We start from the raw sequence: 25,770 nt of genomic DNA, 5'->3' as shown, positions 1-25,770 counted from the left end.
TCCACCTCACTGGAATCCGAGAGTGTTCCAACGATGACGTCAGCTCTGATGCCTCTGGGCTTTCGACCCTATCCTTGGCGATCCTTCAGACATGGTGCTGCCGCGCGGACGCGCTTCCCCGCCTGGGGATTCGTTGTGCTCTTTGTGCTGTCTCTGGTCCTGGCACATGCTTGCCAGCGATACTTCGGCGCGATCGCGATCTGGCCGGCAAACGGCGTCCTTGTCGCGGCTCTGCTGCTGCTCGACCGGAAGCGCGCTCTGGGCGTGCTGGGCCTGTGTTTCCTTATCAACTGCGCCTTCGACTGGGATTCTGACACCCGAGATCTGCGCGAGGTTCTGACCTTCGCCTCGCTCAATGCGTTGGAAGCCTTCGCCATCGCCGTCATCGCCCGGCGCTTCTGCGGAGCCGCCTTGCGTCTGGGCCGACCCGTCAGATTGATGCGATTTGCCCTGTTCGCCGCGGCACCCCCGATCATTGCGGCGGCCCTTGTCGGCCTGTGGTTGATCGGCACCTCCGCCGATCATTTCGGACTCTATTTCGCCAGTTGGGTCAGCGTGGAGCTCCTGGGCTGCCTCGTGGTTGCTCCCAGCATCGTCATGCTGGCCCACAAGCCCCCGCCCGCCGGCAAGCTGGCTGCGCCTCGTCCCAACGGCCTGTTCGTACTCCTGGGGATGAGCGCCTTCACTGCGCTGGTTTGCTTGCGGGCCGCACCCCTTCCGATCGCAACGATCCTTCCGGTCCTGCTGTTGGGATCGTTGAGATTGACACCCCGCCAGGCCGCCATTGCCGTCCTGCTGATAGCGGCCATCACCACAACCGCGTTCCTGTTCGAGCATTCCACCTTCGAGGCCTTCATACTCGGTGCCTCCACCAGCGCGCTCGGATACGGTTCCGACATCACCACGCGCTTGCCGTCCTTCTACGTTTTTCTGACCGCGATCCTGGCGACCATCTATCCCGCCGCGACGGTCGTCAGCGAAAAGGCGCGCCTACAGGAACGGTTGCTGGAGCGCGCCACCGCCGCGCGTCAGGACGCCGCCGAACTTGCAGTCGCCAAGGACATGGCGGAACAAGCGACCGAGGCCAAACGCCGGTTCCTGAACATGATCAGCCACGAACTCAGAACGCCTTTGGGTCAGGTCGCTGGATACACCACATGGGTCGCCAACGACCCAGGCCTGACCGAAAGCTCGCGCGAACAGATCGCCAAGATATCAATGGCCAACTCCCACGCGCTGGAACTGGTCGACAACATGATCGACTTCGCCCGGGGGGATCTGTTGCTGGAGAACGATCCGCTGGATCTTCGGGAGCTCGTCGGGACCGTCGTTGACCACGTTCGCATGAATGTCCCGCCCGGCAAGCTGGAGGTCCGGTTTGAGAACCGGCTCGGCGACCGCGACTACGTAATGGGAGACGCGAGGCGTTTGCGCCAGCTGCTGCGGCTCCTCTTGCACAACGCCGTCAAGTTCACCGAGTCGGGTGAAATCGGCATCGAGGCCGAATCCACTGGAGGCGGCGCACGGTTGATCGTGTTTGACACCGGTTGCGGCTTTGAGGCCGATCGCCTGCCCGAGCTGTTGCAGGCCTTTGCACAGGGCGACGCGTCGATCTCCCGGGCCAAGGAAGGCACTGGGGTCGGTCTGGCCCTCGCTCACCAGATCCTGAAGGCGATGGGCGGTGACTGGACATTCGACAGCCGCCCTGGTGGCGGCACCCGCGTCACACTCGACCTGCCGCTTGCGCTCGCCGAACGACCAAAAATGGCAGGCCCCGTGGGCCGCCCCCCCCGCCTGCTCGTTGTCGACGACCATGCTGCCAATCGCGAGATTCTTGGTCTGTTGCTTCGATCGCTCGGCTGCGAAACCGAATACGCCAGCGATGGCGTCGACGCGGTCGATGCCGCCCGAAACGGGACCTTCGACGCCATCCTGATGGACCTGCGCATGCCCCACATGGACGGGATGGAGGCGACCCGGCGCATCCGCAGCCTGCCGGGGCGCATCGCCCAGGTGCCGATCCTGGCGGTCAGCGCCGAAACGCGCGCCGATAACCTGGCACCCTGTCGTACGGCAGGAATGGATGGGTTCCTCTCAAAGCCCGTAAGCCGGCTCGAGTTGATCGACCAACTGAACATCTGGCTTGACCCCGAGGCTACGAACGATCAGCGGGCTCGCGCCACAGCCTGACGTACAGCGAGGCCCCGACCGACCGCGATCCTCCACCGGCGCACGTCATCGCCAGTTCCCGGCCGGATTAAAACCCTACCTCACTGACGCCAGCGGTCTCAGTGACATGGCGACGCCATAGCCGGCCCAGTGCGCCTTGGCCTGTTCGGCCAGCGTGGCCGCGCAATCCGCCGCCTGCCCCTTTCTCAGGAGATCTTCGAGCATCAGGGCCTGATCGAACGCTCGACCAACGCCCTCGCCGTATCTGGGCGGCGCTTCGATCAGCGCATCTCCGACAAGCGCGAAAGGCGGCAGGCCGCCGACGTCCACTTCCTCGAGCGCTACCCGGCGCACGCCCGCCGACGTGTGCTGGACGCCCCGCGGCTCAAATCGGATCTGGGCGAGCCGCCTTGCCAGAGAGTCTCCCCCTGCAGTTTGCACCGCCTCGCGAGCGCGCTCCAGGGTCAGGCCGACTCCCAATCCTGTACGCGCCGTGAGTTGAACGCGCCCATCTGCACCAACCTGCAGCAGCCCATTCACCGTCTCATCGGACCAGGCAATCAGGACTGGATCGTCTGCGGCGGTGCGTGCGCGCCAGCTGACATGCCGCTCAGGCGCGTCGATGTCATCAAGCGGGACATCGGGCAGGCGATCTCCCAGCAGGTCGATACCCGTGCGGTGCGCGCCGCTGGCGTCAATCAGCAGGTCTGCCGCGAACGCCCGACCGGCCTCGACCTCCAGCCGCCATCCGTCATCGGCGGTCCTCAGGGCGAGGGCGTTCTGGCCATACGCAAGCTCGACCCCGTTCGCGACGGCCGATTTATGCAACGACGCCTCAAGGTCGCCCAACCGAAAGAGCGACTGGCGGCCCTGCCAGTCGATGGCCCCCCCCTGAGCAGCGCCGAAGCGCGCAGCGGCATCGAGTCCATCTTGACCGACGGCGGACGAGATCTGCGTCAACTGCGCTTGGGATTTCGGCGGCAACCTGTGGACGTGCGCGTCTCGCGCCGACACGTCCCGCGTCCCGCGCCGCTCGATGACCGTAGCCTCGCAGCCGGCCCGGCGAGCGCAAATCGCCGCGGCCAGACCGGCCACGCCCGCACCGATGATCAGGACACGCAACGAACTGCCTGACTAGCCTCGCCGGGTCCTCAGGCCCGCGCCACGGCTCGACACGCCCCGCGTTTCAGCGACAACCAGGAAGACCAGGCCGTTGGGCCGCTCTCCCAGCGTTTCTCTGGCGATCACAGTCAGCGCCTCATTGCGACCGCGCCGGGCCCGACGATCATCCGGAAAGAGCATGTCTCCGGGGAACAGCATGTCTCCGGGGAAAAGCATGTCACCGGGGAAGAGCATGTCTCCGGGAAACAACATGTCTCCGGGGAACAGCATGTCTCCGGGGAACGCCGTCTCCCCGGATCGGATCTCAAACTGGCTCGAGCCAAACGATTCGACGTACCGACCTTGCTCGAAGCGCGCCGCCAGCAGACGCACCGGCGCAATGTCAGCCCCGTCCAGTCGCAAGGTCAGGGACCGCAGCAGTGCCCGCCGCAAGTCGTTACCGGCCAGCCCTTCCAGCCGTCGCGCGTCGCGCAATTCCATGACGATGGAGCCGCGCCCCTGGGCGAAACTCAGCGTCGTCATTGCCGACCCGGCCGTCAGGGCCCCCACCCCGGCCAGAAACTGTCGTCTTACAAGCGCCATGGCGAACTTCTCCGTGTTCCAGAAACCCATCTGTCGACTGGATGAACGGTCTTCGCCCCCCAAACCGGACAGGCTCGGCGCAGTGCCAGCGAAAATACCCGCCAGGGCGCTTGACACTATCCGGCGGTGCCGCCTAAACGACGCCCCTCGCCGGGGCCTACTCCGGTGGGGAATGCACGCGGGTGTAGCTCAGTTGGTTAGAGTGCCGGCCTGTCACGCCGGAGGTCGCGGGTTCGAGCCCCGTCACTCGCGCCACTTCCTTCTCAAGGAAGTGGCGCTTTGCATTTCAGGCCCTATTGCGTGGCCTGGTCATCAAATTCCGCGGGCTCCAGAAAAGCCCTGACGCCCGACACATCGGCATAGACCATGCAAAGTTCTTCAAAGACGGTTGCCCACGCATAACGGGTCACCGCCTTTTGCCGTGCGGCTACCTGCATGGCCTCAAGATCCCGCGCGAACAAGGCTTCGATCGCGCCCGCGTAGTCGGCGATCTTCAAACTGATCGACTTGACGCCCACACTGTCGTCCACCGTCTCGGAGACGCCACCGTGGCTGGTGCAGGCGACCGGTAGCCCACAAGCCATGGCTTCCAGCGCGCACAGGCCGAACGGCTCCTTCTCATTGGCGTGAACGAAGGCATCACTGGACGCCAGAAGGCGGGCGACGGCCCGCGTGTCCTGCTGAAAGGGCAAGGAGATGACGCGCTCGCTATCAACCGGCAGACCGTCCGCAGCACCGATCAACAACAGTCGATACGGCGCGCCCAGCTTTTCAACAGCCGCGATGATGACATCGACGTTCTTCTCCTTGGCGGCGCGACCGGCAAAGACGAGCAGATGCTCCCCCGGCTTGACCCCCAGTTCACGGCGAACCGCGTCACGATCACCATGGTCGGGATGGAAGGCCGCTACATCGACCCCCAGGGGGCGCTCGACAATCCGGTCCACCCCGGCTTCACGCAGCCGCCCGGCGATGAACCGGCTGGGGGCGATGACCCGGTCGAACTGACTGAAAATCTCTCCCCAGCGCCGCTCGATCGGCTTGGATGCCCATTGCCCCCAGTGCAGCGAGGCCAGATAGGCCGGATCGGAATGGCAGAAGCCGATCACCGGGACGCCGAGCGCCTGACCGGCATCAAGTGCGGCTACGCCCGGCCCGTAGGGATCACCCGCCTCGATGACCGCCGGATTGAGCGACTGTAGCCACGTCGCCCAGGATTTGCGCGACATCGGCCAGCGGTAGCCTGCGCCGAACGGCACCTTGGGGGCCGCCACCATGACGGTTCGCTCTCCGGCCAGGCTGGTCCGCTTGCCCGGCACCAGCAGGGCATGACGAATCCCTGGACGATGCCGCTCCAGCCAGTCTGCCTTCGATGTCAGGTACCGCTTCACCCCGCCCGATACGGGCGCGTACTGCATGGTCGTATCGACTAACCTGGGGCGCTGGTCAGTGCCGGCCCGGTCAAGCCGCCGCAACGTGTCTGCGATCCTCTCCTCAGGTGAGAAGATCCATTTCTGATCCTGATCCCAAGCGTCCATGACCATGGGCTGACTCGTCCACCGACAGTTGACTGCCCAGCTAACGCGTCAAATCCAACCGAGATGCAAGCCGTTTCATCTCAAGGTCGGTCTTCAATCATCCCGGCGCCCGCGCGAGGCCAGAGCCTCGCGAACCAGCACCTCGATCTGGGCGTTGACACTTCGCAGTTCGGCGGCTGCGATTTTCTCGACAGCCGCCATCACCTGGGGGTTGATCCTGAGAAGGAACGCTTTGCGCGGTGGGCGCTTTTGCCCTTCAGCCATCGGACTAGCCGTACAGTGTGCCGGCGTTGACGACAGGCTGGGCCTCGCGATCGGCACACAGGACCACCAGCAGATTCGACACCATCGCCGCCTTGCGATCCTCATCCAGCTCGACGACGTCCAGCTCCTGGAGGCGCTCCAGCGCATTCTCAACCATCTCGACCGCGCCCTGGACGATCAGGCGCCGGGCCGAGAGGATGGCTTCAGCCTGCTGGCGCCGCAGCATGGCGCTGGCAATTTCGGGGGCATAGGCCAGATGCGCCAGGCGCGCCTCGTCGACGACAACCCCGGCAACCCTCACGCGCTCATTCAGTTCGTCGCGAAGGCGTTCGGCGACCAGTTCGGCATCAGCGCGCAAGGTCGGCTGATGGTCCTCTCCCTTGTCGTAGGCGTCGTCATAGGCATAGGACGAGGTGATGTCGCGCAAGGCCGTGTCGATCTGGATGTTCACAAAGGCGGCGTAGTCATCCACGTCGAACAGGGCTTGAGCCGTGTCCCTCACCCGCCAGACCACATTGGCGGCAATCTCGATGGGATTGCCGCGATTGTCGTTCACCTTGAGCTTGTCGGACGTGACGTTGCGAACGCGCGTCGACACCTTCTTGCGGCTGTACCAGGGAACGACCCAACGCAGCCCAGGCTTTCTGTCGGTCCCGCGATAGGCCCCGAACAGCAGGATCGCCATCGCCTCATTCGGTTGCAGCGTATAGAGCCCGCACATCAGAAACAGGCCAATCACAATCAACAGAACGCCCCAGAGCAGATTGATATCCGGCCCAATGGCGCCTCCGATGGTCGCCACGATCACGACAATGCCGCCCAGGGTGACAAGCAGCGACAGAAGCAGCATCAGGATGCCGCTGGACGTCGTTGCCTGGGCTTCGACCGATGCCGAGATTTGAGTTTGCATAGCTTCCTCCATTCGATGTCAAAGTGATATCACTTCGATATGGGTCGCACAATCCCCTTGGCGCGGATGGTCGCATCCGGGTAAGTTCGCCTTGCATTCGCCTCAAAAACAAGAAACTTGGGGCTTTCACGGCGGCTCGTGGTACGAGCGGTCGGATTGTGCGCGAAACAGTCTAGGGGTCACACTTCATGCGTATCCAGCTTGCGGCGGCCGTCGCGCTTGCCCCGCTGATGATGGCCTCCGGTGCCGCGGCTCAGACTGTAATCAGTAATGAGCGCACCACGCCGATTTCGACCTCGACCGCGAATAATGGCGCGCCGGATTCGATCCGCATCGCCAATACCGGGTTGATTCGCCTGTCGTCAGGAGCGGCTGTCACCGTTGATTCCAGCCACAACCTCACGCTGGATCTCGGCAGCCGGATCGTGATGGAAAGCGCTGCTGACGGCGCAACCGCCATACTGGTCCACGGGGGAAACACGGCGAGCATCGAGAATAGAAGCGTCATTACGATTTTCGATAGCGTCACGGCCACGGATTCCGACAACGACGGTGACGCAGATGGAGCCTTCGCTAGCGGCACCGGGCGCTATGGCATCCGGGTTGTCGGGCCCGGCGCTCTGACTGGCGACGTTCACAACAACGGCACCATCACGGTCGAAGGCAACCAATCGGCGGCGATCTCGATTGAAACTGACCTTATCGGGAACCTGATCCAGTCCGGTAGTATCACCATGGTCGGTGACCAGAGCTATGGGTTGCGTACGACCGGTTCGGTTTCAGGCATCTATTTTGCTGGCGGACAGATCGCTGTCACGGGGGCCGGCTCCGTCGGCGTTTCGGTTGAGGGGGACCTCGCGGGGCGTCTGACCTTTGGTGGCGGAATCACCGCTACCGGTTTCCGCTACACCGGCCAGCTCAGCCAGACACAGATCGAGCGACTTGATGCAGATGATCTCTTGATCGGTGGCCCCGCCGTCAGCGTAAGCGCGAACGTCGGGGCAGGGATTCTGTTTGACCTTCCCCACCTCAACGACACCAGCGATACCGATGATGATGATGACGGCATCCTTGACGTCGATGATCCTGACGACAACAACAATGGCGTCGTAGATACAGAAGAATCCGCGTCGAGCATCACCTCCTTCGGATCGGCACCCGCAGTGCAAATCGGCTCGACAACCCAAACCGTAACGGTGGGTGTCGTCGGCACCGGCGATCAGGCCTTCGGGATCATCAATCGCGGTTCGATCGTAGGTAACGGCATTTACGAAGGGATCGATGCAACTGCGCTACGTATCGGCGTTGATGGCGGTATGGCTGTTACTATCGACGGTGGATTTCGGAATTCGGGGACCCTCCTAGCCATCTCAGCGAATGGAACCGCAACGGCGCTGATTGTCGACGCCAACGCATCCCTACCGGTGGTTGATAATACGGCGATTATTCGTTCGCTGATGACCGGTGACGGTGCCTTCGAGGCGGTTGGCGTCGACTATCGCGCCGGCGCAATCGCGGGCTCGCTCATCAACTCGGGCACCATTGGTGCCTATGTGCAAGGTGAAGCCAGCGATGCCTATGCTATTCGGGATACAAGCGGCACCCTGACGTCCCTGACCAATCGGGGGGTGATCGAGGCCCTGGTGTCTCCGACAGACGACGAAGACGATACTGACGACGACAACCTGAACGCCGGCGACGAAGTCATAACCGGTCGGGCTGTTGCGATCGACCTCAGTGCGAACACCAGCGGCGTGACCCTTGTACAAGAGGGAATCAATGACGGCGATGACTATGCCGATGGCCTTGCAGACGCTGATGCGGATGGAGACGGAGTCGATGATGACGACGAACCGGCTATCGTCGGCGAGATCCTGCTCGGGTCCGGGAATGACACAGTCGAGATCAACAACGGCTCGGTGTTTGGCGACATCTCGTTCGGCGACGGAGCCGACACCTTCCTGATTGATGGTGGAGCGGTCGTTCGTGGAGCCCTGTCGGATTCTGACGGTCAGCTGATGGTCGACGTCGTCGACGGCGTGCTGGACGCCCGTCAGACCTCGTCGCTGACGGTATCCGGCCTGAATGTCGGCACCAATGGCAATCTGGTCGTCACCATTGACCCCCTCAACAACACAGTCGGTGGCTTCAACGTCAACGGAACCGCCAACTTCGCCAGTGGGGCAGGTGTCGGCATCCGCTTTACCTCGCTGCTCGATGACCCAACACGCTTTGTTGTTGTTCAGGCCACGACGCTGAATGCCACGGATCTCGACCAGTCTCAGGTGCAGAGCAACTCGCCCTATATGTATGTGGTGAATGCGGGCATCGACAACACGCTGAACCAGATCTATGTCGACGCGCGTCAGCGCACGGCGGCTGAATTCGGCTTCATCACCGCCGAGACCGATACCTATGGGGCCTTCTACGAAGCCCTGGCGACGGACAGCGAGCTTCTCAACGCCTTCCTGGCCCAAACCGGTCGTGACGGCTTCTTTGAAATGTACCAGCAGGTCCTGCCGGACCATTCAGGAGGCTCGCTGATCTCACTGGCCACCGGAGTGGATGCTGTCACGCGGGCCCTGTCTGGTCGCGGCCATCCGGCACCTCTGGGCGAAACCAGTGCCTGGCTTCAGGAAATCAACTTCTACGCCGACCGCGACAAGGGCAATGCCTATGGCTTCCGGTCGGAGGGCTTCGGCTTCGCCGGCGGTGTCGAGCACGGAACGGGCTTCGGGGCCCTGGGTGTGTCCTTCGCCCTGACGTCCTCAGACCTGGAAGATCCGGAATCGCGCGCTGAGGAATCGCTCAGCGCCCAGCTTCTTGAGCTCGGCATGTACTGGCGCGCCCAGGGCGTGAGCTGGAACGTGTGGGCGCGCGGCGCGGCCGGCTTCGCCAGCTTCGACAGCGTTCGCCAGCTCGTCGCACCGGGCATCAACCGCCGCAATGAATCCGATTGGAATGGCTACAGCCTGGCCCTGGCGGCCGGTGCCGCCTACGACTATCGCACCGGGCGCTGGAGCATCCGGCCGGAGGCCTTCGTCGAGTACTTCCGCTTGTCCGAGGATGCGCACGAAGAATCCGGCGGCGGCGACGGCTTTGACCTGGCCTATGAAGACCGCGAAGGTCACATCCTGTCCTCGACCATCGCGGTCACGGTTGGAGCCGGCTTTGGCGAGAACCAGTGGCTGCGCCCAGAAGTCCGCGTGGGCTGGCGTCAGGTCTTCTCGCATGATCCCGGCACCACGGTGGCCAGCTTCCTGTCGACCGGAACACCCTTCGCCCTGCAAGGCGACAGCCTGGAAGGCGGCGGCCCCATCGTCGGCCTGCGCCTCAACCTCGGAAACGAGCTGGGCTTCCTGGCCCTCGAAGCTGATGCCGAAATGCTGGATGACTACGTCCGCTACGCCCTGCTGCTGCGGGCCAGCTTCAAGTTCTAGGCGAACCTCGACAAGACAAGACAAAGGCCGCCGGGCAACCGGCGGCCTTTTGTTTTGCCTTGGGGAATTCCCGATCTTGCCGAAGCAAGTGGGCAATGGTGGGCGGCGAGGGGATCGAACCCCCGACCCTCTCGGTGTAAACGAGACGCTCTACCGCTGAGCTAGCCGCCCCAGAGAAGCGCGACCGCGAGCCGTGCATCTCAAAAGAGAAAGGGCGCGAGCCGTAGCCCGCGCCCTTCCCTGTTTCAAGTCCTGATGCGGCTTAGCCGTTCAGGGCCGTCTTGAGGCCTTCACCGACGCGGAAACGCGCGGTCTTGGACGCCGCGCGCTGGACGGTTTCACCCGTGCGCGGGTTGCGGGCCATGCCGGCCTTGCGCGTCACGGCAGCGAAGGTGCCGAAGCCGACCAGACGCACATCATCACCCTTCTTGAGCGACGCGGTGACGCTGTCGGTGAAGGCGTCGAGCGCCTTCTTGGCCTGTTCCTTGGAGAGCCCGGCTCCGTCCGCCATGGCGGCGATGAGTTCGGCTTTGGTCATTGTGTGGTCTCCCAACCCATTGGAGGCCATGGTGGGATCGCGATCCGCGACTCACTGCGCCTCATGTCGTGCATTAGAGCCAACGAATCCCTTCGCGTCAAAAGAGAAACGCCATCCCCGGGCCCCGGGAATGGCGTTTTTATAAGGGATTGAGGCGCTGGATCAGTGAGCGACCGTGCCGCCGGGTGCTTCGCTGGCTGTGGGCCGGGGCAAAGGTTCCGCTTCCGGATCCCATTCCACCGGGGTCAGCGGCCCGGTCAGGGCGTGCTTGAGCACCTCGTCTACGTTGGACACCGGGATGATTTCCAGGGCGTCCTTCACATTAGCCGGTATGTCCTCAAGATCTTTGACGTTTTCCTGCGGAATCAGGACCGTCTTGATCCCCGAACGCAGAGCCGCCAACAGCTTTTCCTTCAGGCCACCGATCGCTGTGGCCCGTCCGCGCAGGGTAACTTCGCCGGTCATGGCGATGTCTTTGCGGATCGGATTCCCCGTCAGCACCGACACCATGGCCGTGACCATAGCAATGCCGGCCGAAGGTCCATCCTTGGGCGTAGCCCCATCCGGGACGTGAACGTGAACGTCGGTGGTTTCGAACACCGGCGGCTTGATCCCGAACTCGAGCGAACGTGCCCGCACATAGGAGGCCGCCGCCGAGATCGATTCCTTCATCACCTCTTTGAGGTTGCCGGTGACGGTCATGCGCCCCTTGCCGGGCATCTTGACCGCCTCGATCGTCAGAATGTCGCCGCCGAACTCCGTCCAGGCCAGGCCGGTGACAATCCCGACCTGGTCGAAATCGTCCGTCTCGCCGTGGCGATATTTGCGAACGCCAGCGTAGCGAGCGAGCCGTTCCTCGTCGACTGTGATCGACACCAGATTGTCCCGGGCCATCTCGCGCACCGCCTTGCGGGCCAGGCCCCCGAGCTCACGCTCGAGGCTCCGAACGCCGGCTTCGCGGGTGTAGTATCGAATGAGATCGCGGATCGAGCTTTCCGGCACGATCCACTCACCTTCCTTGAGCCCATGATCCGCCGCTAGCTTGGGCAGAACGTGACGTTTGGCGATCTCGACCTTCTCGTCTTCGGTGTAGCCGGAGATGCGGATGACCTCCATGCGGTCCAGCAGAGGCTGGGGCATGTTCAGGCTGTTGGCCGTGGTGACGAACATCACCGGCGACAGATCGTAATCGACCTCGAGGTAGTGATCGCCGAATGTGTTGTTCTGGGCCGGGTCCAGTACCTCGAGCAAGGCCGAAGATGGATCGCCGCGCCAGTCGGCACCCAGCTTGTCGATCTCATCCAGCAAGATGAAAGCGTTGGTCGTCTTGGCCTTCTTCATCGACTGGATGATCTTGCCCGGCATCGACCCGATATAGGTGCGACGATGGCCACGGATTTCCGCCTCGTCCCGCACGCCGCCCAGCGACATGCGAACGTACTCACGCCCTGTCGCCTTGGCGATGGACTTGGCCAGTGATGTCTTGCCGACGCCGGGAGGACCGACCAGGCACAGGATCGGGCCCTTGAGCGACCCGGTGCGCGCCTGAACGGCGAGATATTCGAGAATCCGTTCCTTGACCTTCTCCAGTCCGTAGTGGTCCTCCTCGAGGATCGCTTCGGCCTTGGCCAGGTCGATAGGCTTCTGGCGGGACTTGCCCCACGGGATCGACAGCAGCCAGTCGAGGTAGTTGCGAACCACCGTCGATTCCGCCGACATCGGGCTCATGTTGCGCAGCTTCTTCAGCTCGCCTTCGGCCTTGGTTCGCGCTTCCTTGGACAGCTTGGTCTTACGGATGCGCTTTTCGAGCTCCATCAGCTCATCGCGCTGCTCGTCCTGCTCGCCCAGCTCGCGCTGGATCGCCTTCATTTGTTCGTTCAGATAGTACTCGCGCTGGGTGCGCTCCATCTGCCGCTTCACCCGGCTGCGGATCTTCTTTTCGACCTGCAGGACCGAGATTTCGCCTTCCATCAGGCCGAAAACGCGCTCCAGGCGGCGCGCCACCGGCAGGTTCTCCAGCAGGGCCTGTTTGTCGGCGATCTTCACCGCCAGGTGCGCCGCAATCGAATCCGCCAGGGCCGACGGATCGGTAATGTTCGGGATGGCCGACAGGGCCTCGGGGGGCACCTTCTTGTTCAGCTTCACATAGTTCTCGAAGTGCTCGACGACCGCCCGGCTCAGCGCCTCGACCTCGCCCGGATCTTCCAGCACATCGGCCAGGTCCGAATAGCGGGCTTCGAAATAGTCAGGACGGTCGGTAAAGCCGTCGAGCCGTGCCCGCGACTTGCCCTCGACCAGCACCTTCACCGTGCCGTCAGGCAGCTTCAACAGTTGCAGGACATTGGCCACGACACCGATCGAATAGATGGCATCGGCCGCCGGATCGTCGTCCGTGGAATTCTTCTGCGTGGCCAGCAGGATCTGCTTGCCACCTTTCATCACCGCCTCAAGCGCGCGCACGGATTTGTCGCGCCCGACGAACAGCGGCACGACCATGTGCGGAAAAACAACAATGTCCCGAAGCGGCAAGACCGGCAGGACGTGGGATTCAGACATTCAACTCTCCTGGCCGCCGTCAACCTGCGACGCTCGACCTTCAGGGCCACCCGGACCACGGGCCCGGCCCCTGCCCCCGACTCTCGGCAGGCATTGTAACGACTATGTGGCGCTTCGGCGCGCACGTTCAAGGCACACGCGAGAACGGCCCACAGACGAAAATGTCGGATTGTCGGGGGAATAATCCCGCAGTGGCAGTCCCTAGGGGAATCGAACCCCTCTTTTCAGGTTGAAAACCTGACGTCCTAACCGATAGACGAAGGGACCACGCGCTGCGGAGCGGGCGATATAGCCGCCTCGATTTGCCGACGCAAGCCCTGTCAGACCGCCCGACGCGGGTCGTGGACATCCATAATCTCGAACTGGACGCCACGGCGGCCGTTCCAGTCGTCCGGCTTGAGCAGACCGGCGACATCCAGAGCTCCGCCGCCACTCAGCAAGGCTTTGCCGACCTCGGTTTCCGCCGCGCGCCAGGCGATGGCCCGGACCTGCGCTCCATCGGCATCGGCCAGCCGACAGCTGACGTGTCCGTTGTTCAGAACGCGGGCATCACGCACCGTCACGCCCGCCAGAACAAAGGTCGGTTCAGGGTTCCCCGGCCCGAACGGGGCCAGGATCTGGAACGATTCGTACAGGGTACGGTCTGCGGCGCGCGCCGTGCTCAGCACATCGATCTCCAGGGCATCCTGCTCGATTGCGACCTCGGCCTCACGGGCCAGACGAGCCTCAAGAAATGCTCTCAGCTCAGGCACCGTATCGGCCCTGACCGTCAGTCCCGCCGCCATCGCGTGCCCACCCCCAGCCAGCAACAGCCCTTCGTCAAAGGCCTCCTGAACGGCGCGACCGAGGTTGACCCCGGGGATCGACCGGCCCGATCCCTTGCCGACCCCAACCGCAGAATCCAGTCCGACAACGACGACCGGACGACGCCACCGCTCTTTCAGTCGACCCGCGACGACGCCGATCACACCGGGGTGCCACCCCTCACCCGCCACCAGCAGGACGGGGGCCGCTGGATCAAAGTTCGAGGCCCGTTCGACCTGATGGGCCGCAGCTTCCGTGATGCCCTTCTCGACCTCTCGGCGCTGGCTGTTCAACTGATCCAGCTCGGTCGCCAGTTCGATCAGTTCGTCCGGGTCGTCGCTGGAGAGCAGCCGCGCCCCCAGGTCAGATTTACCGATCCGCCCTCCCGCATTGATCCGCGGCCCCAGGACAAAGCCCGCATGGAAGGGCGTCGCCTCGCTCAGCTCGCTCTGGGCAACCGCCATGAGGGCCTTCAGCCCCGGATTCTGCCACTGGGACATGGTCTTGAGCCCCAGCGATGCCAGCGCCCGGTTGAACCCGGTCAGGGCCGTCACGTCACAGATCGCGCCCATGGCCGCCAGGTCGAGCCATTGGCGGATATCCGGCGGCTCACGGGTGTCGACCAGGCCGCGTTGGCGCACTTCCCGGTTCAGGGCCGCCAACAGAACAAAGACCACCCCCGCCGCTGCCAGATTGCCCTGACCTGACGTGTCGTCGGGTCGGTTGGGATTGACCACGGCGCGCGCTCGGGGCGGCGGCCCTCGCATCAGGTGATGGTCGATGACCACGACCTCCAGCCCCTGATCGGCGGCAGCCTCAAGGGCTTCATAGGCGGCGGCCCCACAGTCCACCGTCACGACCAGATCGGCTCCGGCCGCCTTCATGCGTTGGAAAGCCAGGGGGCTTGGCCCATAGCCCTCCTTGAGACGATCAGGGACATAGATTGACAGCTCCCGCCCCATGGCACGGAACCAACGCACCAGCAGGGCCGCGGAACTGCCACCGTCCACGTCATAGTCAGCCAGAACCCAGATGTTCGCCTCGGCCACCAGGGCGTCGATCAAGGCGCGAGCCGCCCCATCCATGTCTTGAAAACTGGATGGATCCGGGAACTGTCGCCTCAGGGTCGGTCGCAGATAGTCCTCGACCTGTTCGGGAGACACGCCGCGCGACGCAATCGCGCGCGCCAGGGGTTCCGACAGGGACTCCGCGCGCTGGATCGTCTGAACGGTGCTCGAATCCGCGGGTCGGGCTCTCCAGGTACGCCCCAGCGCGGACCGCGACACCCCAAGAAAGTCGCCGGCCATGGCGACGACCTAGTAGCGGATCGGTGGTGGTGGCTCGGCGCGTTCGCGCATGCGCTGGGCCCAGGCGCTTGCGGCCGCGGCCGCCTCTGCATCAATCGGGCGCGCGAGGCGAAGGTCGACGCGGTTTCGGGTCCGCTCGGCCCACGGCCCCGCATCGTCCGGCGTCAGCGTCCACTGGAGGGCCGAAACCTCTCGACCCAGTTGCAGCTCTGCGGTTTCGAGCCCGACCACCCGATTTCGGATATCCGTCGTCGTCGGCACATTCTGGGGCGCAACCGGGAAATCCTCCCACCGGGGATAGGCGAGATCCGTCCGCGTCAGGGCTTCGGTACGCTGGGCCGCCGGCGACGTTGCGTCGATGGCCTGGTTGAAGGGGTCATAGGTCATGCACCCGCCGACGGACGCCGCCAGAAGCAGCGCCGTCACCAGGCACAACCGGGATTCGATTCGTTGCAGACTTGCCTTCATTCCATTGGCGGTCATATGCCATCCTGAGCCCGCGCGAAAGCACGACAGGAGCGACCCATGGCCCAGACCAAACGTCCTGCGAAGAAAACGGTGGCCAAACCCGCCGCTTTAGGCGCCAAATCGGCAGCGCCCGCCAAGACTCGCAAGGCCAAGTCTGATCGGCCGGCCGCTGAAGCAGCCTCATCACAAATCCCCGCTCCGCCACCGCCTGGTATCGACGCCGAGATGCCGTCGCGCGACGCCATCGAGCAACTGTCGATGAACCTCGCCAAGGCCGCCATGACCGCCCAGCAGGTCATAGCCGAGGCCGCGCTGAAACAGGCCGACCGCCCCGCCGCCTTGTCGCCCGACCCGTTCAACGTCGCCCCGGCCATGACCCAGGTGATGACCTCGCTGGCCTCGCGCCCCGACAAGCTGTTTCAGGCCCAGGCTGCCCTGTTCTCCGGCTATATGGACCTGTGGACCGACGCTGCTCGCCAGGCGACCGGTCAGGCCTCCGAACTGGCCCCTGCGCCGCGCGACAAGAGGTTCGCCGCGCCGGAATGGTCTGAGAATCCGGTCTTCGACGTCATGCGGCGGTCCTATCTGTTGTCCTCGACCTGGCTGAACGACCTGATCTCGTCGGCCGAGGACATTGATCCGCGCACCAAGCGCCGGGCGGAGTTCTTCACCAAGCTGCTCACCGACGCCTTTTCGCCGTCCAACTTCCTCGCCTCCAACCCCGCCGCGCTCAAGCAGTTGATGGAGACGAATGGCGAGAGCCTGGTGAAGGGGATGCAGAACTTCGCCGCTGACATGGAGCGCGGTGACGGCACGCTGAAGATCAGCCAGGCCGACTACGGCCAGTTCAAGGTCGGCGAGAATGTCGCAACCGCGCCGGGCCAGGTGGTCTGGCGTGACGAGCTGTTCGAACTGATCCAGTTCGACGCCGCCACGGACAAGCAGCGCGCCATCCCGCTGCTGATCTTCCCGCCCTGGATCAACAAGTTCTACATCCTGGACCTCCAGCCCAAAAACTCGATGATCCGCTGGCTGTCGGCCCAAGGCTTCACCGTCTTCATCTGTTCGTGGGTCAACCCCGACAAGGACAAGGCCGGCTTCGGCTTTGACGACTATCTGGAAAAGGGCATCTACCGCGCCACCCAGAAGGTCATGGACCAGACGGGTCAGGACCGTGTGAACACCGTCGGCTACTGCATCGGCGGCACCCTGATGGGCTCGGCCCTCGCCCATATGGCCGCAAAAGGGGACAAGCGGGTCAACGCCACCACCTTCTTCGCCGCCCAGCACGACTTCGCCGAGGCCGGCGACCTGTTGCTGTTCACCGACGAGCATTGGCTCAATGAGATCGAGCAGAAGATGGACGCCGCCGGCGGCGTCCTACCCGGCGCGGCCATGGCCGACACCTTCAATGCGCTGCGCGCCAATGATCTGATCTGGTCGTTCTTCGTGTCCAACTATCTGATGGGCAAGGACCCGCCAGCCTTTGACCTCTTGTTCTGGAACGCCGACCAGACGCGCATGCCCAAGGCCCTGCACATGGACTATCTGCGCTCCATGTATGGGAACAACGCCCTGGCCAAGGGCGAGATGACCATGGGCGGCGAGCGGCTCGACCTGTCCAAGGTCACCATCCCCCTCTACTTCCAGGCCAGCCGCGAGGACCACATCGCGCCGATGAACTCGGTCTATCGCTCGGCCCGCGCCTTCTCCAACGCCGACGTCACCCTGACGCTCGCCGGCTCCGGCCACATCGCCGGCGTCGTTAATCCGCCCAGCGCCAACAAATACCAGCACTGGATCAACGACCAGCTACCCTCGACGCTTCAGGAGTGGCTCGATGGCGCGTCCGAACACCCCGGCTCCTGGTGGGAGCATTGGGCGGCGTGGCTGCACGACAAGTCGGGTGAGTGGGTGGACGCGCGGGATCCGTCGAAGGGCCCGCTCAAGCCGATCGAGGCCGCGCCGGGGAGTTATGTGAAGGTGAAGAGCTAAACCCCTGTCCTCCCCATTCCATGGGGAGGCGGCTCGGCGCGAATTGGCGGCGAGGCGGAGGGGGCGACGCCGAACTCTCCGGACAGGCCTGAGGTGCCCCCTCCACCCTCCGGTGCCCTGCGGGCTAGGGACGCCCCCCCCCCTCGCTTTGCTCCGGGGAGGAGAATCTCTACCCGCACCGCCCGATCACGCCCCGCGTCCGGTCCATCGCCTGCGGCCCGCCCTCTGTGACGCTCAGCGTCCAGCCGTGGTGCGAGGCCAGCGTTCGCCTGCGTCCCTCACCCTCGCCGGCGTCGCCGCCGGGAACGGCTGAAAAAACACGGCCGGTCGCTAGGCTCTTCGCGTCCATCCGCCCAACGCACAGCGCCACCGGCGTCCCGCGCGCGTCGTCAAGGCTCTCGAATACCCATAGATCGGGATAGTCACGCGCCAGGTCGATCCACCAGGGCTGATCCGCCGACAGGTTCAGCACAGCCACCGTGTCCCCGATCTGGGCCGCGTCGAGCGCAGCCTTGGGATTCCCCGCGCCCATATAGGTCACCTGTGAGCCGAACCGCTGACGGGCGCGATCCCAGGTCCGGCCATCTTCATGGCCGCGCCACAGGGCGACACTGATGGTCCCCTGTTGGGCCAGCCCCGCCGCGATCACCTCGCGCCAGATCGGCTCGACCGCCGGGCGTGTCAGGTCGGTCGCCTTGTCCAACAATCGGTTCAGCACCGCCGCCTCACGGTCGGGACGCAGGTTCAGGAACGGCCCGTGCGGTGCATCCTTGGCCTTGCCGACCCGTCGCGCGATCTGCAGGCGCCGGTTCAACAGCTCCAGCATCTCATCGTCGATCCGGTCGATCTCGTGCCGCAGCGCCTGCAGCGTCAGGCATTCAGGCGTCAGGTCGTTGGCGGGGGTGGTGTCTTGCGCCTCGGTCTGGGCGCGGGTGTTCGTAAGCATGTGAGATCTCGGATTTCGGGTGTCGGATACAGGCTCACCGCCGCTTTCTGGTGAAGCGGTCGCCGGAGAGGTCAGTCTTTTGGAAAGTCAGCCCTCAGCCGGCGTGTCGAAACGCGAAGCCGAAATAATACGCGCGACCGAACCCGAAAGCGGGACGGGACAGGATGTCAGCGCGCGTAAGCATGGTCGAAACCTCGTCGGCGAAATGCCGACAACTGCATGAGGTCTGAGAACGGCCTGTCGGTCAACCAACCTGACGTGAACGGCGAAATCCTGCAGCCAATAGGCCACACATTCTCTCGGTAAGGGATCTTGCCCCTAACGCTCCACCACCACAAACCGCGTCCGATTGTCCGCCGAGTCCTGCATGTCAGCGCGTAGGATTTTCAGCTCATAGATTTCCGCCGCCACAGCGGGCGCGATGGCCGCCCGGCTCAGGTCGCCGCTGGCCGCAACCAGTTCGGCCGCCCCGGCGGTGTCATAGGCTTCGACGGGCTTGAGCCCGAGGCTGGCTATACTGGCCTTGCACTGTCCCAGCGCGACCGGGTGGCTCTCAACGGTCTTCAGATCCGTCAGCTTGGCGTCCGGCTGACCCATCAGCATCTGACGCATGGGTCGCCAGGCCTCAGCCACGATTTTCAGACCGTGCTCCTCGATCAACCGGTTCGGATCGGGCAACAGCCCCACAATGGAGTTCTCCACCGGGATCAGGCCGCACTCACATTCGCCCGAGGCCACCGCCGCGATGGCTTCAGCAAAGGTTTCGTAGCCCTTTGGCTCGTTCCATGGCCTGAGCGCCAGACAGGCCTCATACGAAAACGCCCCGCGTGCGCCCTGAAAAGCCACCGTGCCCGGCATCAGGCTGCCTCCGACCGCTTGGTTCGCGCCGACTTCAATCGCTCGGCCACAAGGAAGGCCAGTTCCAGCGCCTGATCGGCATTCAGGCGGGGATCGCAATGGGTATGATAGCGGCTGGACAGATCATCCTCGGTCAACGCCTGGGCCCCGCCGATGCACTCGGTCACGTCCTGACCTGTCATTTCCAGATGCACGCCGCCGGGATGCACGCCCTCGGCTTCGGCCACGTCGATAAAGCTGCGAACCTCTGCAAGGATGCGCTCGAACGGACGGGTCTTGAAGCCGTTGTGGGCCTTCTGCGTGTTCCCGTGCATCGGGTCGATCGACCAGGCCACGCGCTTGCCTTCCCGCTTGGTCGCGGCCATCAGCGCGGGCAAACGGTCAGCGGCCTTGTCGGCCCCAAAGCGTCCGATGAGGGTCAGCCGCCCCGGTTCATTGGCCGGATTCAAAGTGTCAATCAGAGCCAGAAGGTCATCCGACTCCAAAGTGGGGCCGCATTTCAGGCCGACCGGATTCCTGATCCCGCGCACGAATTCGATGTGGGCGCCGTCCAGCTGTCGGGTCCGCTCGCCGATCCAGACCATATGGGCCGAGGTATCGAACCATTCCCCCGTGCCGGGGTCTGGGCGCGTCAGGGCCTCCTCCACATTCAGCAACAAGGCCTCGTGGCTGGTGAAGAACTCGACCCGCGACAGATCGGGGTGCGATTCCGGCGTCACCCCGACGGCCCGCATGAAATCCAGGCTTTCGCCGATCTTGTCGGTCAGCTCGCGATAGCGCGCCGCATAGCCGCCTTCGGTGGCCCGGTTCAGGGTCCAGCGGTGAATGTTGTGCAGATCAGCAAACCCGCCCTCAGCAAACGACCGCAGCAGGTTCAGCGTCGCGCTGGACTGATGATAGGCCTTCAGCAGTCGGTTCGGGTCGGGAATGCGCTCATCCGCCTCGAACGCCATCCCGTTGACGATGTCGCCACGGTAGCTGGGCAGCTCGACATCGCCGATCTGCTCCACGGACGACGAGCGCGGCTTGGCGAACTGGCCGGCGATCCGGCCCACCTTCACCACTGGCCTACCGCCGGCAAAGGTCAACACGACCGCCATCTGCAGGATCAATCGGAAGGTGTCGCGGATGTTGTCGGTCGAAAACTCCTTGAAGCTCTCGGCGCAGTCGCCGCCCTGCAACAGAAAGGCCCGGCCCGCTTCAACTTCGGCCAGTCGGCTCGTCAGACGACGCGCCTCTCCGGCAAAGACCAGCGGCGGATAGGCGCGAAGCTGCTCTTCCGCTGACTGAAGAGCGGTCGCATCGGGATAGTCCGTCGGCATCTGGCTGACGGGCTTGCTTCTCCAGCTTGCAGGGGTCCAGCGAGGGGTCATAACGGCTAGATAGGCCCGAGTTGATTAAGCCTCAATCACCGGCTCAAAATTCGGCTCGACACCGACGTTCGCCGCCATGCACCAGATCGCCGTTAGGGCCGCCAGGCCGAGCCACCATTCCTGCCACATCCCGAAGCTCAAACCGCCGATGACGAAATAGGTGGCGGCTGCCGCAACCGCCTGCGGCCCGAGCCGCCCAGCGCGCTGGATCAGCAGCCACCAGACCACCGCGAGCAGGACGGCCCCCACCAGCCCCAGCTCAAGCCAGATCTGCAAAGGCGCCGAATGCGGATGCAGCATGAAAGGCAGGAAGGCCCGGCTACCGTCCAACCCCCAGCCGAAGATCGGGTGCCGCAAAGTCTGTTCCGCTGTGAAGGACCAGATATCCAGCCGCGCCGCCCAGGACGCGCCTAGCCTTGCTCCGGCCCAGTCAAACAGCCCCTCACACAAGAGCACGACCCACGGGGCCAACAGGATCACGGCAGCGAACGACGCCCCGATCACCACCGACGCCCGGTCTTTCAAAACGCGGACCAGCCAATAGGCGACGCCCCCACCGATCAGGGCGACAAACGGGGCCCAGGTTCCCAGCAGAAGCGGTGCGGAAAACGCACCCAAAGTCAGCAGAAGCGCCGCCCGTCGCCATCCGCGTCGAAGCAGCAATGTCACCGCCGGCCAGTACATCAGGGCTAGGGAATAGGTTCCCTGGGCAACGTTGCGCCGTTCAAGGTCCGGGCGCATGGCGTCACCCGACCAGGTGGTGAGCAGATGATAGAGACGCGTTCCCGTCAGCCCCTCGAACGCCAGCACAGCCGAAAGCAGCACCGCACCCACCATGAAGATCACGGCCTGACGGCGCATTGTCCTGACCGGTAGCCGCGCCGCAACCCCGACAAGGACCGCGTACAGCCCCAGGTTCAGCACCACCTTCGCCCAGGTCTGTCGTTCGGCGTCTGCATAGTCCGAAACAACGCCCTGGTCCGCGAACACCGGGCTCCACAGCACCGACACCAGAGCGTAGATCAGCAAGGCCAGCAGCGCCGCCCAGACCAGGCCGGGCCTTTCCGGTCGAAAGACCGGAATCAACAGAATGGCGGCGATCGGCGTGAAGGCCGCCAGGCCGAACGGCCACAGGTAGGCCGTCAACGGCGTCAGAACGAACAGGATCAGGAAGATCCAGCTCGCATAGGGCGCGCCTGTCGCTGGGCGCGTCATTCCGCCGCCGTCAGCTGCGTCTCGACATACTTCTCGCGCATCGTCACCAGCTCTTCGGCGGCCGTCGGATGGACCGCACATGTGGCGTCCCATTGTACCTTGGTCAGGCCGGCCTTGACGGCGATGCCGGCCAACTGGATCATCTCCGGCGCATCCGGTCCGACGATATGGCAGCCGACGACGACCCCGTCCTCGGCTCGCACGATCAGCTTCATCAGGGTGCGCTCTTCGACCCCGACAAAGGCGAACCGCATCGGCCGGAAGCGCGACATATAGACATCCACCTTGCCGTACTTCTGGCGGGCGTCATGCTCGGTCAGACCGACCACACCGACGGGCGGCTGGGAAAACACCGCCGTCGGAATGTCAGCATAGTCCACCCGCGACGGGTTGTTCTTGAAGGCTGTCTCGACGAAGGCCACCGCCTCTCGAATGGCCACCGGCGTCAGATTGACCCGGTCGGTCACGTCCCCGACCGCCCAGATGTTCTCGACACCGGTGCGCGAATAGTCATCGACCTTGATCGCGCCGCGTTCGTTCAGTTCGACCCCGGCAGCTTCGAGGCCCAGCCCCTTGACGTGCGGAATCCGACCCGTGGCAAACATCACCACATCCGTCTCAATCTCCATGCCGGTCTTGAGTTTGTTCAAAAGGCCGGTCGACGTCTTTTCGATGGCCTCATGCTCGCAGCCCAGGATGACCTGGATGCCGCGTCGCTGGATCTGGTCTGCCAGATGGGACCGCACATCATCATCGAACCCGCGCAGGATATTCGGCCCGCGATAGATCAGCGTCGTCTCGACCCCCAACCCCGCAAAGATGCCGGCAAACTCCACTGCGATATACCCGCCCCCCGCAATCAGGATGCGCCGCGGCAGCTCTGGCAAATGAAACGCCTCTTCAGAGGTGATGGCGTATTCCGCCCCCGGCAGCGTCTCTGGAATCCACGGACGTCCTCCCGTCGCGATCAGAATCTGCTCAGCCGTCACCGTCAGATTCTTGTCCGGGATCTCAATGGTGTGCGCGTCCTTCAGAACCGCTCGTCCATGGATCAGGTCTGCCCCAGCCTTGGTCAGGTTGGCGACATAGAGCCCCGACAGTCGGGCGATCTCGACATCTTTGGCATGGATGAAAGCCGGCCAGTCGAACGACGCCTTTTCGATTGTCCAGCCGTAGCCTTTCGCGACCTCGAATTCGTGGGCAAAGTCCGAGGCGTAGACCATGAACTTCTTGGGGACACAGCCGCGGATCACACAGGTCCCGCCGACGCGATACTCTTCGGCGACCGCAACGCGCTTGCCGTCCAGCGCCGCCAGCCGCGCCGCCCGCACCCCGCCCGAGCCCGCGCCGATGACGAAAAGGTCGTAGTCGTAGGTGGTCATGGGCGTCTCGGATGCAACGGGAGGACTCTGTCCTTTCTAGGCTGACCCGCCGTTGAAATCACCCCATGGCTTCATCGAGCGTAGGCGTTCTACGGCCCAATCACCTCGACCCCCGCATCCGTCCCCACGATGGCCTCATCGGCCAGGTCGAGGAACAGGCCGTGTTCGACCACGCCGGTAATCAGCTTCAGGTCGTCTGCCAGCCGCGCCGGCTCGTGGATGGCCTTGCAGGCAGCGTCGTAGATCAGGTTTCCGCCGTCTGTCCGCACCAGCCCTCGGTCTGCCGTCCGCACCCGCGCCGGCATCTGGATGTCATGGTCGAGCAGCACATCTGCGATGCGGTTGCCGGTCGTCTTGTGGCCAAACGCCACCACCTCGATCGGCAGCGGAAAGGCTCCGAGCGTCTCCACCACCTTGGCCGCGTCAGCGATGACGATGCAGCGCTCCGACGCCTCCCACACCAGCTTCTCGCGCAGCAGGGCCGCGCCCCCGCCCTTGATCAGCGCCAGTCCCGGTCCGATCTCGTCGGCCCCATCGACCGTCAGATCAATGCGCGGACTGTCCTCCAGGCTCGACAGCGTCAGCCCCAGCTCCCGCGCCAGATCCGCCGTCGCCTCGGACGTCGGCACGCACCTCAGCCCGGCCAGTCCCCGCGCCGCCAACGCCTTCACAAACCAAGCTGCCGTCGAGCCGGTCCCCAGCCCCACAACCATGCCGGCCTTGACCCGCTCAGCGGCGGCCTCTCCGGCGATGCGTTTCTGGTGATCGCTCACCGTTGACCTCCAACGCTCTCGTCATCCTCGAGCTTGACCCGAGGATCGGACGCCGTGTCGCTCAAAAAGGTCCGGCACAGGCTCAGCGACGGAGAATCTGATCCTCGGGTCAAGCTCGAGGATGACGCAAAGAGATGGTGAGCCATCATCCCTTCCGCCCCTTCCGCTCGCCCATCGCCTTGCGGAACCGCGCGGCCCAGCCTGCCTTGTTCACCTGCTTGGCCCGGCCCAGCGCCAGGTCGCCGGCCGGCACGTCCTCCGTCACCACCGAGCCGGACCCGACCATGGCTCCTGCGCCCACCGTCACCGGCGCGACAAGCGCCGAGTTCGACCCCACAAACGCCCCATCGCCCACGACCGTGCGCGCCTTGTTGAAGCCGTCGTAGTTACAGAAGATCGTGCCCGCCCCGATGTTGGCGTTTGCCCCGACCTCGCCGTCGCCCAGATAGGCCAGATGGTTGGCCTTGGCCCCCTCCCCCATGGTCACGCCCTTGACCTCCACGAAGTTGCCGACCTTGGCCTTCGGACCGATCCCAGCACCGGGGCGCAGGCGGGCGTAGGGACCGATCTCGGCCCCCGCCTCAACAACCGCCCCTTCCAGATGGCTGAACGCCCGTATCTTCGCTGGTCCGGCGATACGCACCCCCGGCCCAAAGACGACATGCGGCTCAATCGTCGTGCCCGCCGCCACCTCGGTGTCCCAGGCGAAAAAGACGCTTTCCGGCATCGGCATGGCCACACCCTCGGTCAGGAAGTGGTCGCGCTGAACGGACTGAAATTGTGTCTCCGCCGCGACCAGTTCGGCCTGGCTGTTCACGCCCTGGACCGCCGCCTCGTCAGTGAAGGTCGCCCGGCACTGCAGGTCGCGCCGGCGTGCCAGTTCGACAATGTCGGTCAGATAGTATTCGCCCTTGGCATTGTCGTTCGTCACCTCGCCCAGCAGCGAGAACAACAGGTTCCGCTCACAGACCATGACGCCGGAGTTGCACCGATTGACCCTGAGCTCATGCTCATTCGCCTCCTTGGCCTCGACGATGCGCAACAAGGTATCGCCGTCGCCCAGCACCAGCCGCCCATAGGCCCCTGGATCCGCCGCCTCGAAGCCCAGAACCGTCACGGCCGCACCGCCCTCGAACATCGGCTCGACCGACACCGCCCTCAACAGCGGACAGTCGGCATAGGTAATGACCACATCGCCCTCAAAGCCGGCCAGGGCCTCTTCGGCGCAGCGCACGGCATGGCCGGTGCCCATGGGCGGATCCTGAACCGCGACCGCGGCCTTGCCCAATCGACCCTCAACGTGACGACCGACCTCGGGCGAATGGGTGCCGACGACCACCACAATCTTGTGACAGCCGAGCGCCTCCGCCGTATCAATCGCATGATCCAGCATGGCGCGCCCGGCCAGCCTGTGCAGCACCTTGGGCAGGGGCGATTTCATCCGCGTGCCCTGCCCGGCGGCGAGAATGACGGCGGCGCGTGCGGTCATGGCGATTCCCTTCGATCCGTTCGCTCAGGGTCTAGCGCGCG

General features: G+C 64.2%; 19 protein-coding genes and 3 tRNA genes. 4 read left to right on the top strand and 18 right to left on the bottom strand.

Going from position 1 to position 25,770, the window contains the following annotated elements:
* Nucleotides 1-33 precede the first annotated feature (33 nt).
* Nucleotides 34-2,190 carry a response regulator gene (locus tag G391_RS0109110; protein WP_029087241.1) on the top strand — a complete coding sequence of 719 codons (2,157 nt, stop codon included), beginning with the start codon at nt 34-36 and terminating at the stop codon, nt 2,188-2,190.
* 75 nt (nt 2,191-2,265) lie between these two features.
* Here the strand turns inward: G391_RS0109110 and G391_RS0109105 are convergent, their stop codons facing one another.
* Both G391_RS0109105 and G391_RS0109100 read right to left on the bottom strand, forming a co-directional pair.
* Nucleotides 2,266-3,291 (bottom strand): FAD-dependent oxidoreductase, encoded by a 1,026-nt coding sequence (locus G391_RS0109105; protein ID WP_029087240.1) that lies wholly within the window; start codon nt 3,289-3,291, stop codon nt 2,266-2,268.
* A gap of 12 nt (nt 3,292-3,303) precedes the next feature.
* Nucleotides 3,304-3,903 carry a hypothetical protein gene (locus G391_RS0109100; protein ID WP_029087239.1) on the bottom strand — a complete coding sequence of 200 codons (600 nt, stop codon included), beginning with the start codon at nt 3,901-3,903 and terminating at the stop codon, nt 3,304-3,306.
* Between the two features lie 148 nt (nt 3,904-4,051).
* Between G391_RS0109100 and G391_RS0109095 the strand changes: the two genes are divergently transcribed.
* A tRNA-Asp gene (locus tag G391_RS0109095) sits at nt 4,052-4,128 on the top strand.
* Between the two features lie 38 nt (nt 4,129-4,166).
* On the opposite strand, the gene G391_RS0109090 is transcribed toward G391_RS0109095, so the two are convergent.
* The 3 genes from G391_RS0109090 to G391_RS0109080 all read right to left on the bottom strand — a co-directional run bounded on the left by G391_RS0109090 (nt 4,167) and on the right by G391_RS0109080 (nt 6,585).
* A complete protein-coding gene (locus G391_RS0109090; RefSeq protein WP_245572071.1) occupies nt 4,167-5,411 on the bottom strand; it encodes a glycosyltransferase in 1,245 nt (414 codons plus the stop codon).
* A gap of 93 nt (nt 5,412-5,504) precedes the next feature.
* The gene (locus G391_RS15615; RefSeq protein ID WP_156893913.1) at nt 5,505-5,675 is read right to left on the bottom strand and encodes a type II toxin-antitoxin system antitoxin; all 171 of its coding nucleotides are present in this window, start codon (nt 5,673-5,675) and stop codon (nt 5,505-5,507) included.
* Between the two features lie 4 nt (nt 5,676-5,679).
* Nucleotides 5,680-6,585, bottom strand: coding sequence for an SPFH domain-containing protein (locus G391_RS0109080; RefSeq protein WP_245572070.1), 906 nt, complete (start codon nt 6,583-6,585; stop codon nt 5,680-5,682).
* Nucleotides 6,586-6,773: 188 nt separating this feature from the next.
* Here G391_RS0109080 and G391_RS0109075 point away from each other — a divergent pair, with 188 nt between their 5' ends.
* Nucleotides 6,774-10,025 carry an autotransporter outer membrane beta-barrel domain-containing protein gene (locus tag G391_RS0109075; protein ID WP_029087236.1) on the top strand — a complete coding sequence of 1,084 codons (3,252 nt, stop codon included), beginning with the start codon at nt 6,774-6,776 and terminating at the stop codon, nt 10,023-10,025.
* Between the two features lie 96 nt (nt 10,026-10,121).
* On the opposite strand, the gene G391_RS0109070 is transcribed toward G391_RS0109075, so the two are convergent.
* The 6 genes from G391_RS0109070 to G391_RS14425 all read right to left on the bottom strand — a co-directional run bounded on the left by G391_RS0109070 (nt 10,122) and on the right by G391_RS14425 (nt 15,713).
* Nucleotides 10,122-10,196 (bottom strand) — tRNA-Val (locus G391_RS0109070).
* 91 nt (nt 10,197-10,287) lie between these two features.
* Entirely contained in the window at nt 10,288-10,563 is a 276-nt protein-coding gene (locus G391_RS0109065; protein WP_029087235.1) for an HU family DNA-binding protein, read from the bottom strand.
* 162 nt (nt 10,564-10,725) lie between these two features.
* Entirely contained in the window at nt 10,726-13,119 is a 2,394-nt protein-coding gene (lon, locus tag G391_RS0109060; RefSeq protein WP_029087234.1) for an endopeptidase La, read from the bottom strand.
* Nucleotides 13,120-13,311: 192 nt separating this feature from the next.
* Nucleotides 13,312-13,386, bottom strand: a tRNA-Glu gene (locus G391_RS0109055).
* Between the two features lie 53 nt (nt 13,387-13,439).
* Nucleotides 13,440-15,230, bottom strand: a complete 1,791-nt coding sequence (gene recJ / locus G391_RS0109050; RefSeq protein ID WP_029087233.1) for a single-stranded-DNA-specific exonuclease RecJ — start codon at nt 15,228-15,230, stop codon at nt 13,440-13,442.
* A 9-nt stretch (nt 15,231-15,239) separates the two neighbouring features.
* Complete coding sequence (locus tag G391_RS14425; RefSeq protein WP_051257269.1) at nt 15,240-15,713, bottom strand: hypothetical protein; 474 nt, start codon at nt 15,711-15,713, stop codon at nt 15,240-15,242.
* 42 nt (nt 15,714-15,755) lie between these two features.
* On the opposite strand from G391_RS14425, the gene phaC reads away from it, so the two are divergent.
* Nucleotides 15,756-17,693, top strand: coding sequence for a class I poly(R)-hydroxyalkanoic acid synthase (gene phaC / locus G391_RS0109040; protein WP_029087232.1), 1,938 nt, complete (start codon nt 15,756-15,758; stop codon nt 17,691-17,693).
* 169 nt (nt 17,694-17,862) lie between these two features.
* On the opposite strand, the gene G391_RS14420 is transcribed toward phaC, so the two are convergent.
* The 7 genes from G391_RS14420 to glmU all read right to left on the bottom strand — a co-directional run bounded on the left by G391_RS14420 (nt 17,863) and on the right by glmU (nt 25,729).
* Nucleotides 17,863-18,639: a chorismate mutase gene (locus G391_RS14420; protein ID WP_051257268.1), complete on the bottom strand. Its 777-nt coding sequence runs from the start codon at nt 18,637-18,639 to the stop codon at nt 17,863-17,865.
* 318 nt (nt 18,640-18,957) lie between these two features.
* Nucleotides 18,958-19,497, bottom strand: a complete 540-nt coding sequence (locus tag G391_RS0109030; protein WP_029087231.1) for a prephenate dehydratase domain-containing protein — start codon at nt 19,495-19,497, stop codon at nt 18,958-18,960.
* Nucleotides 19,497-20,870 (bottom strand): class II 3-deoxy-7-phosphoheptulonate synthase, encoded by a 1,374-nt coding sequence (locus tag G391_RS0109025; protein ID WP_029087230.1) that lies wholly within the window; start codon nt 20,868-20,870, stop codon nt 19,497-19,499. The genes G391_RS0109030 and G391_RS0109025 overlap by 1 nt, the downstream gene beginning before the upstream one ends.
* A gap of 24 nt (nt 20,871-20,894) precedes the next feature.
* Nucleotides 20,895-22,085 (bottom strand): O-antigen ligase family protein, encoded by a 1,191-nt coding sequence (locus G391_RS0109020; protein WP_029087229.1) that lies wholly within the window; start codon nt 22,083-22,085, stop codon nt 20,895-20,897.
* The gene (gene gor / locus G391_RS0109015; protein WP_029087228.1) at nt 22,082-23,467 is read right to left on the bottom strand and encodes a glutathione-disulfide reductase; all 1,386 of its coding nucleotides are present in this window, start codon (nt 23,465-23,467) and stop codon (nt 22,082-22,084) included. The genes G391_RS0109020 and gor overlap by 4 nt, the downstream gene beginning before the upstream one ends.
* An 89-nt stretch (nt 23,468-23,556) precedes the next feature.
* Nucleotides 23,557-24,240, bottom strand: a complete 684-nt coding sequence (rpiA, locus tag G391_RS0109010; protein WP_029087227.1) for a ribose-5-phosphate isomerase RpiA — start codon at nt 24,238-24,240, stop codon at nt 23,557-23,559.
* A 145-nt stretch (nt 24,241-24,385) separates the two neighbouring features.
* Entirely contained in the window at nt 24,386-25,729 is a 1,344-nt protein-coding gene (glmU, locus tag G391_RS14415; RefSeq protein ID WP_035304213.1) for a bifunctional UDP-N-acetylglucosamine diphosphorylase/glucosamine-1-phosphate N-acetyltransferase GlmU, read from the bottom strand.
* Between the last annotated feature and the right edge of the window lie 41 nt (nt 25,730-25,770).

This window comes from Brevundimonas aveniformis DSM 17977, from assembly GCF_000428765.1.
GTDB lineage: Bacteria > Pseudomonadota > Alphaproteobacteria > Caulobacterales > Caulobacteraceae > Brevundimonas > Brevundimonas aveniformis.
Note: the sequence above shows the minus strand (reverse complement) of the source record. Positions and strands in the feature narration are given on the sequence as shown.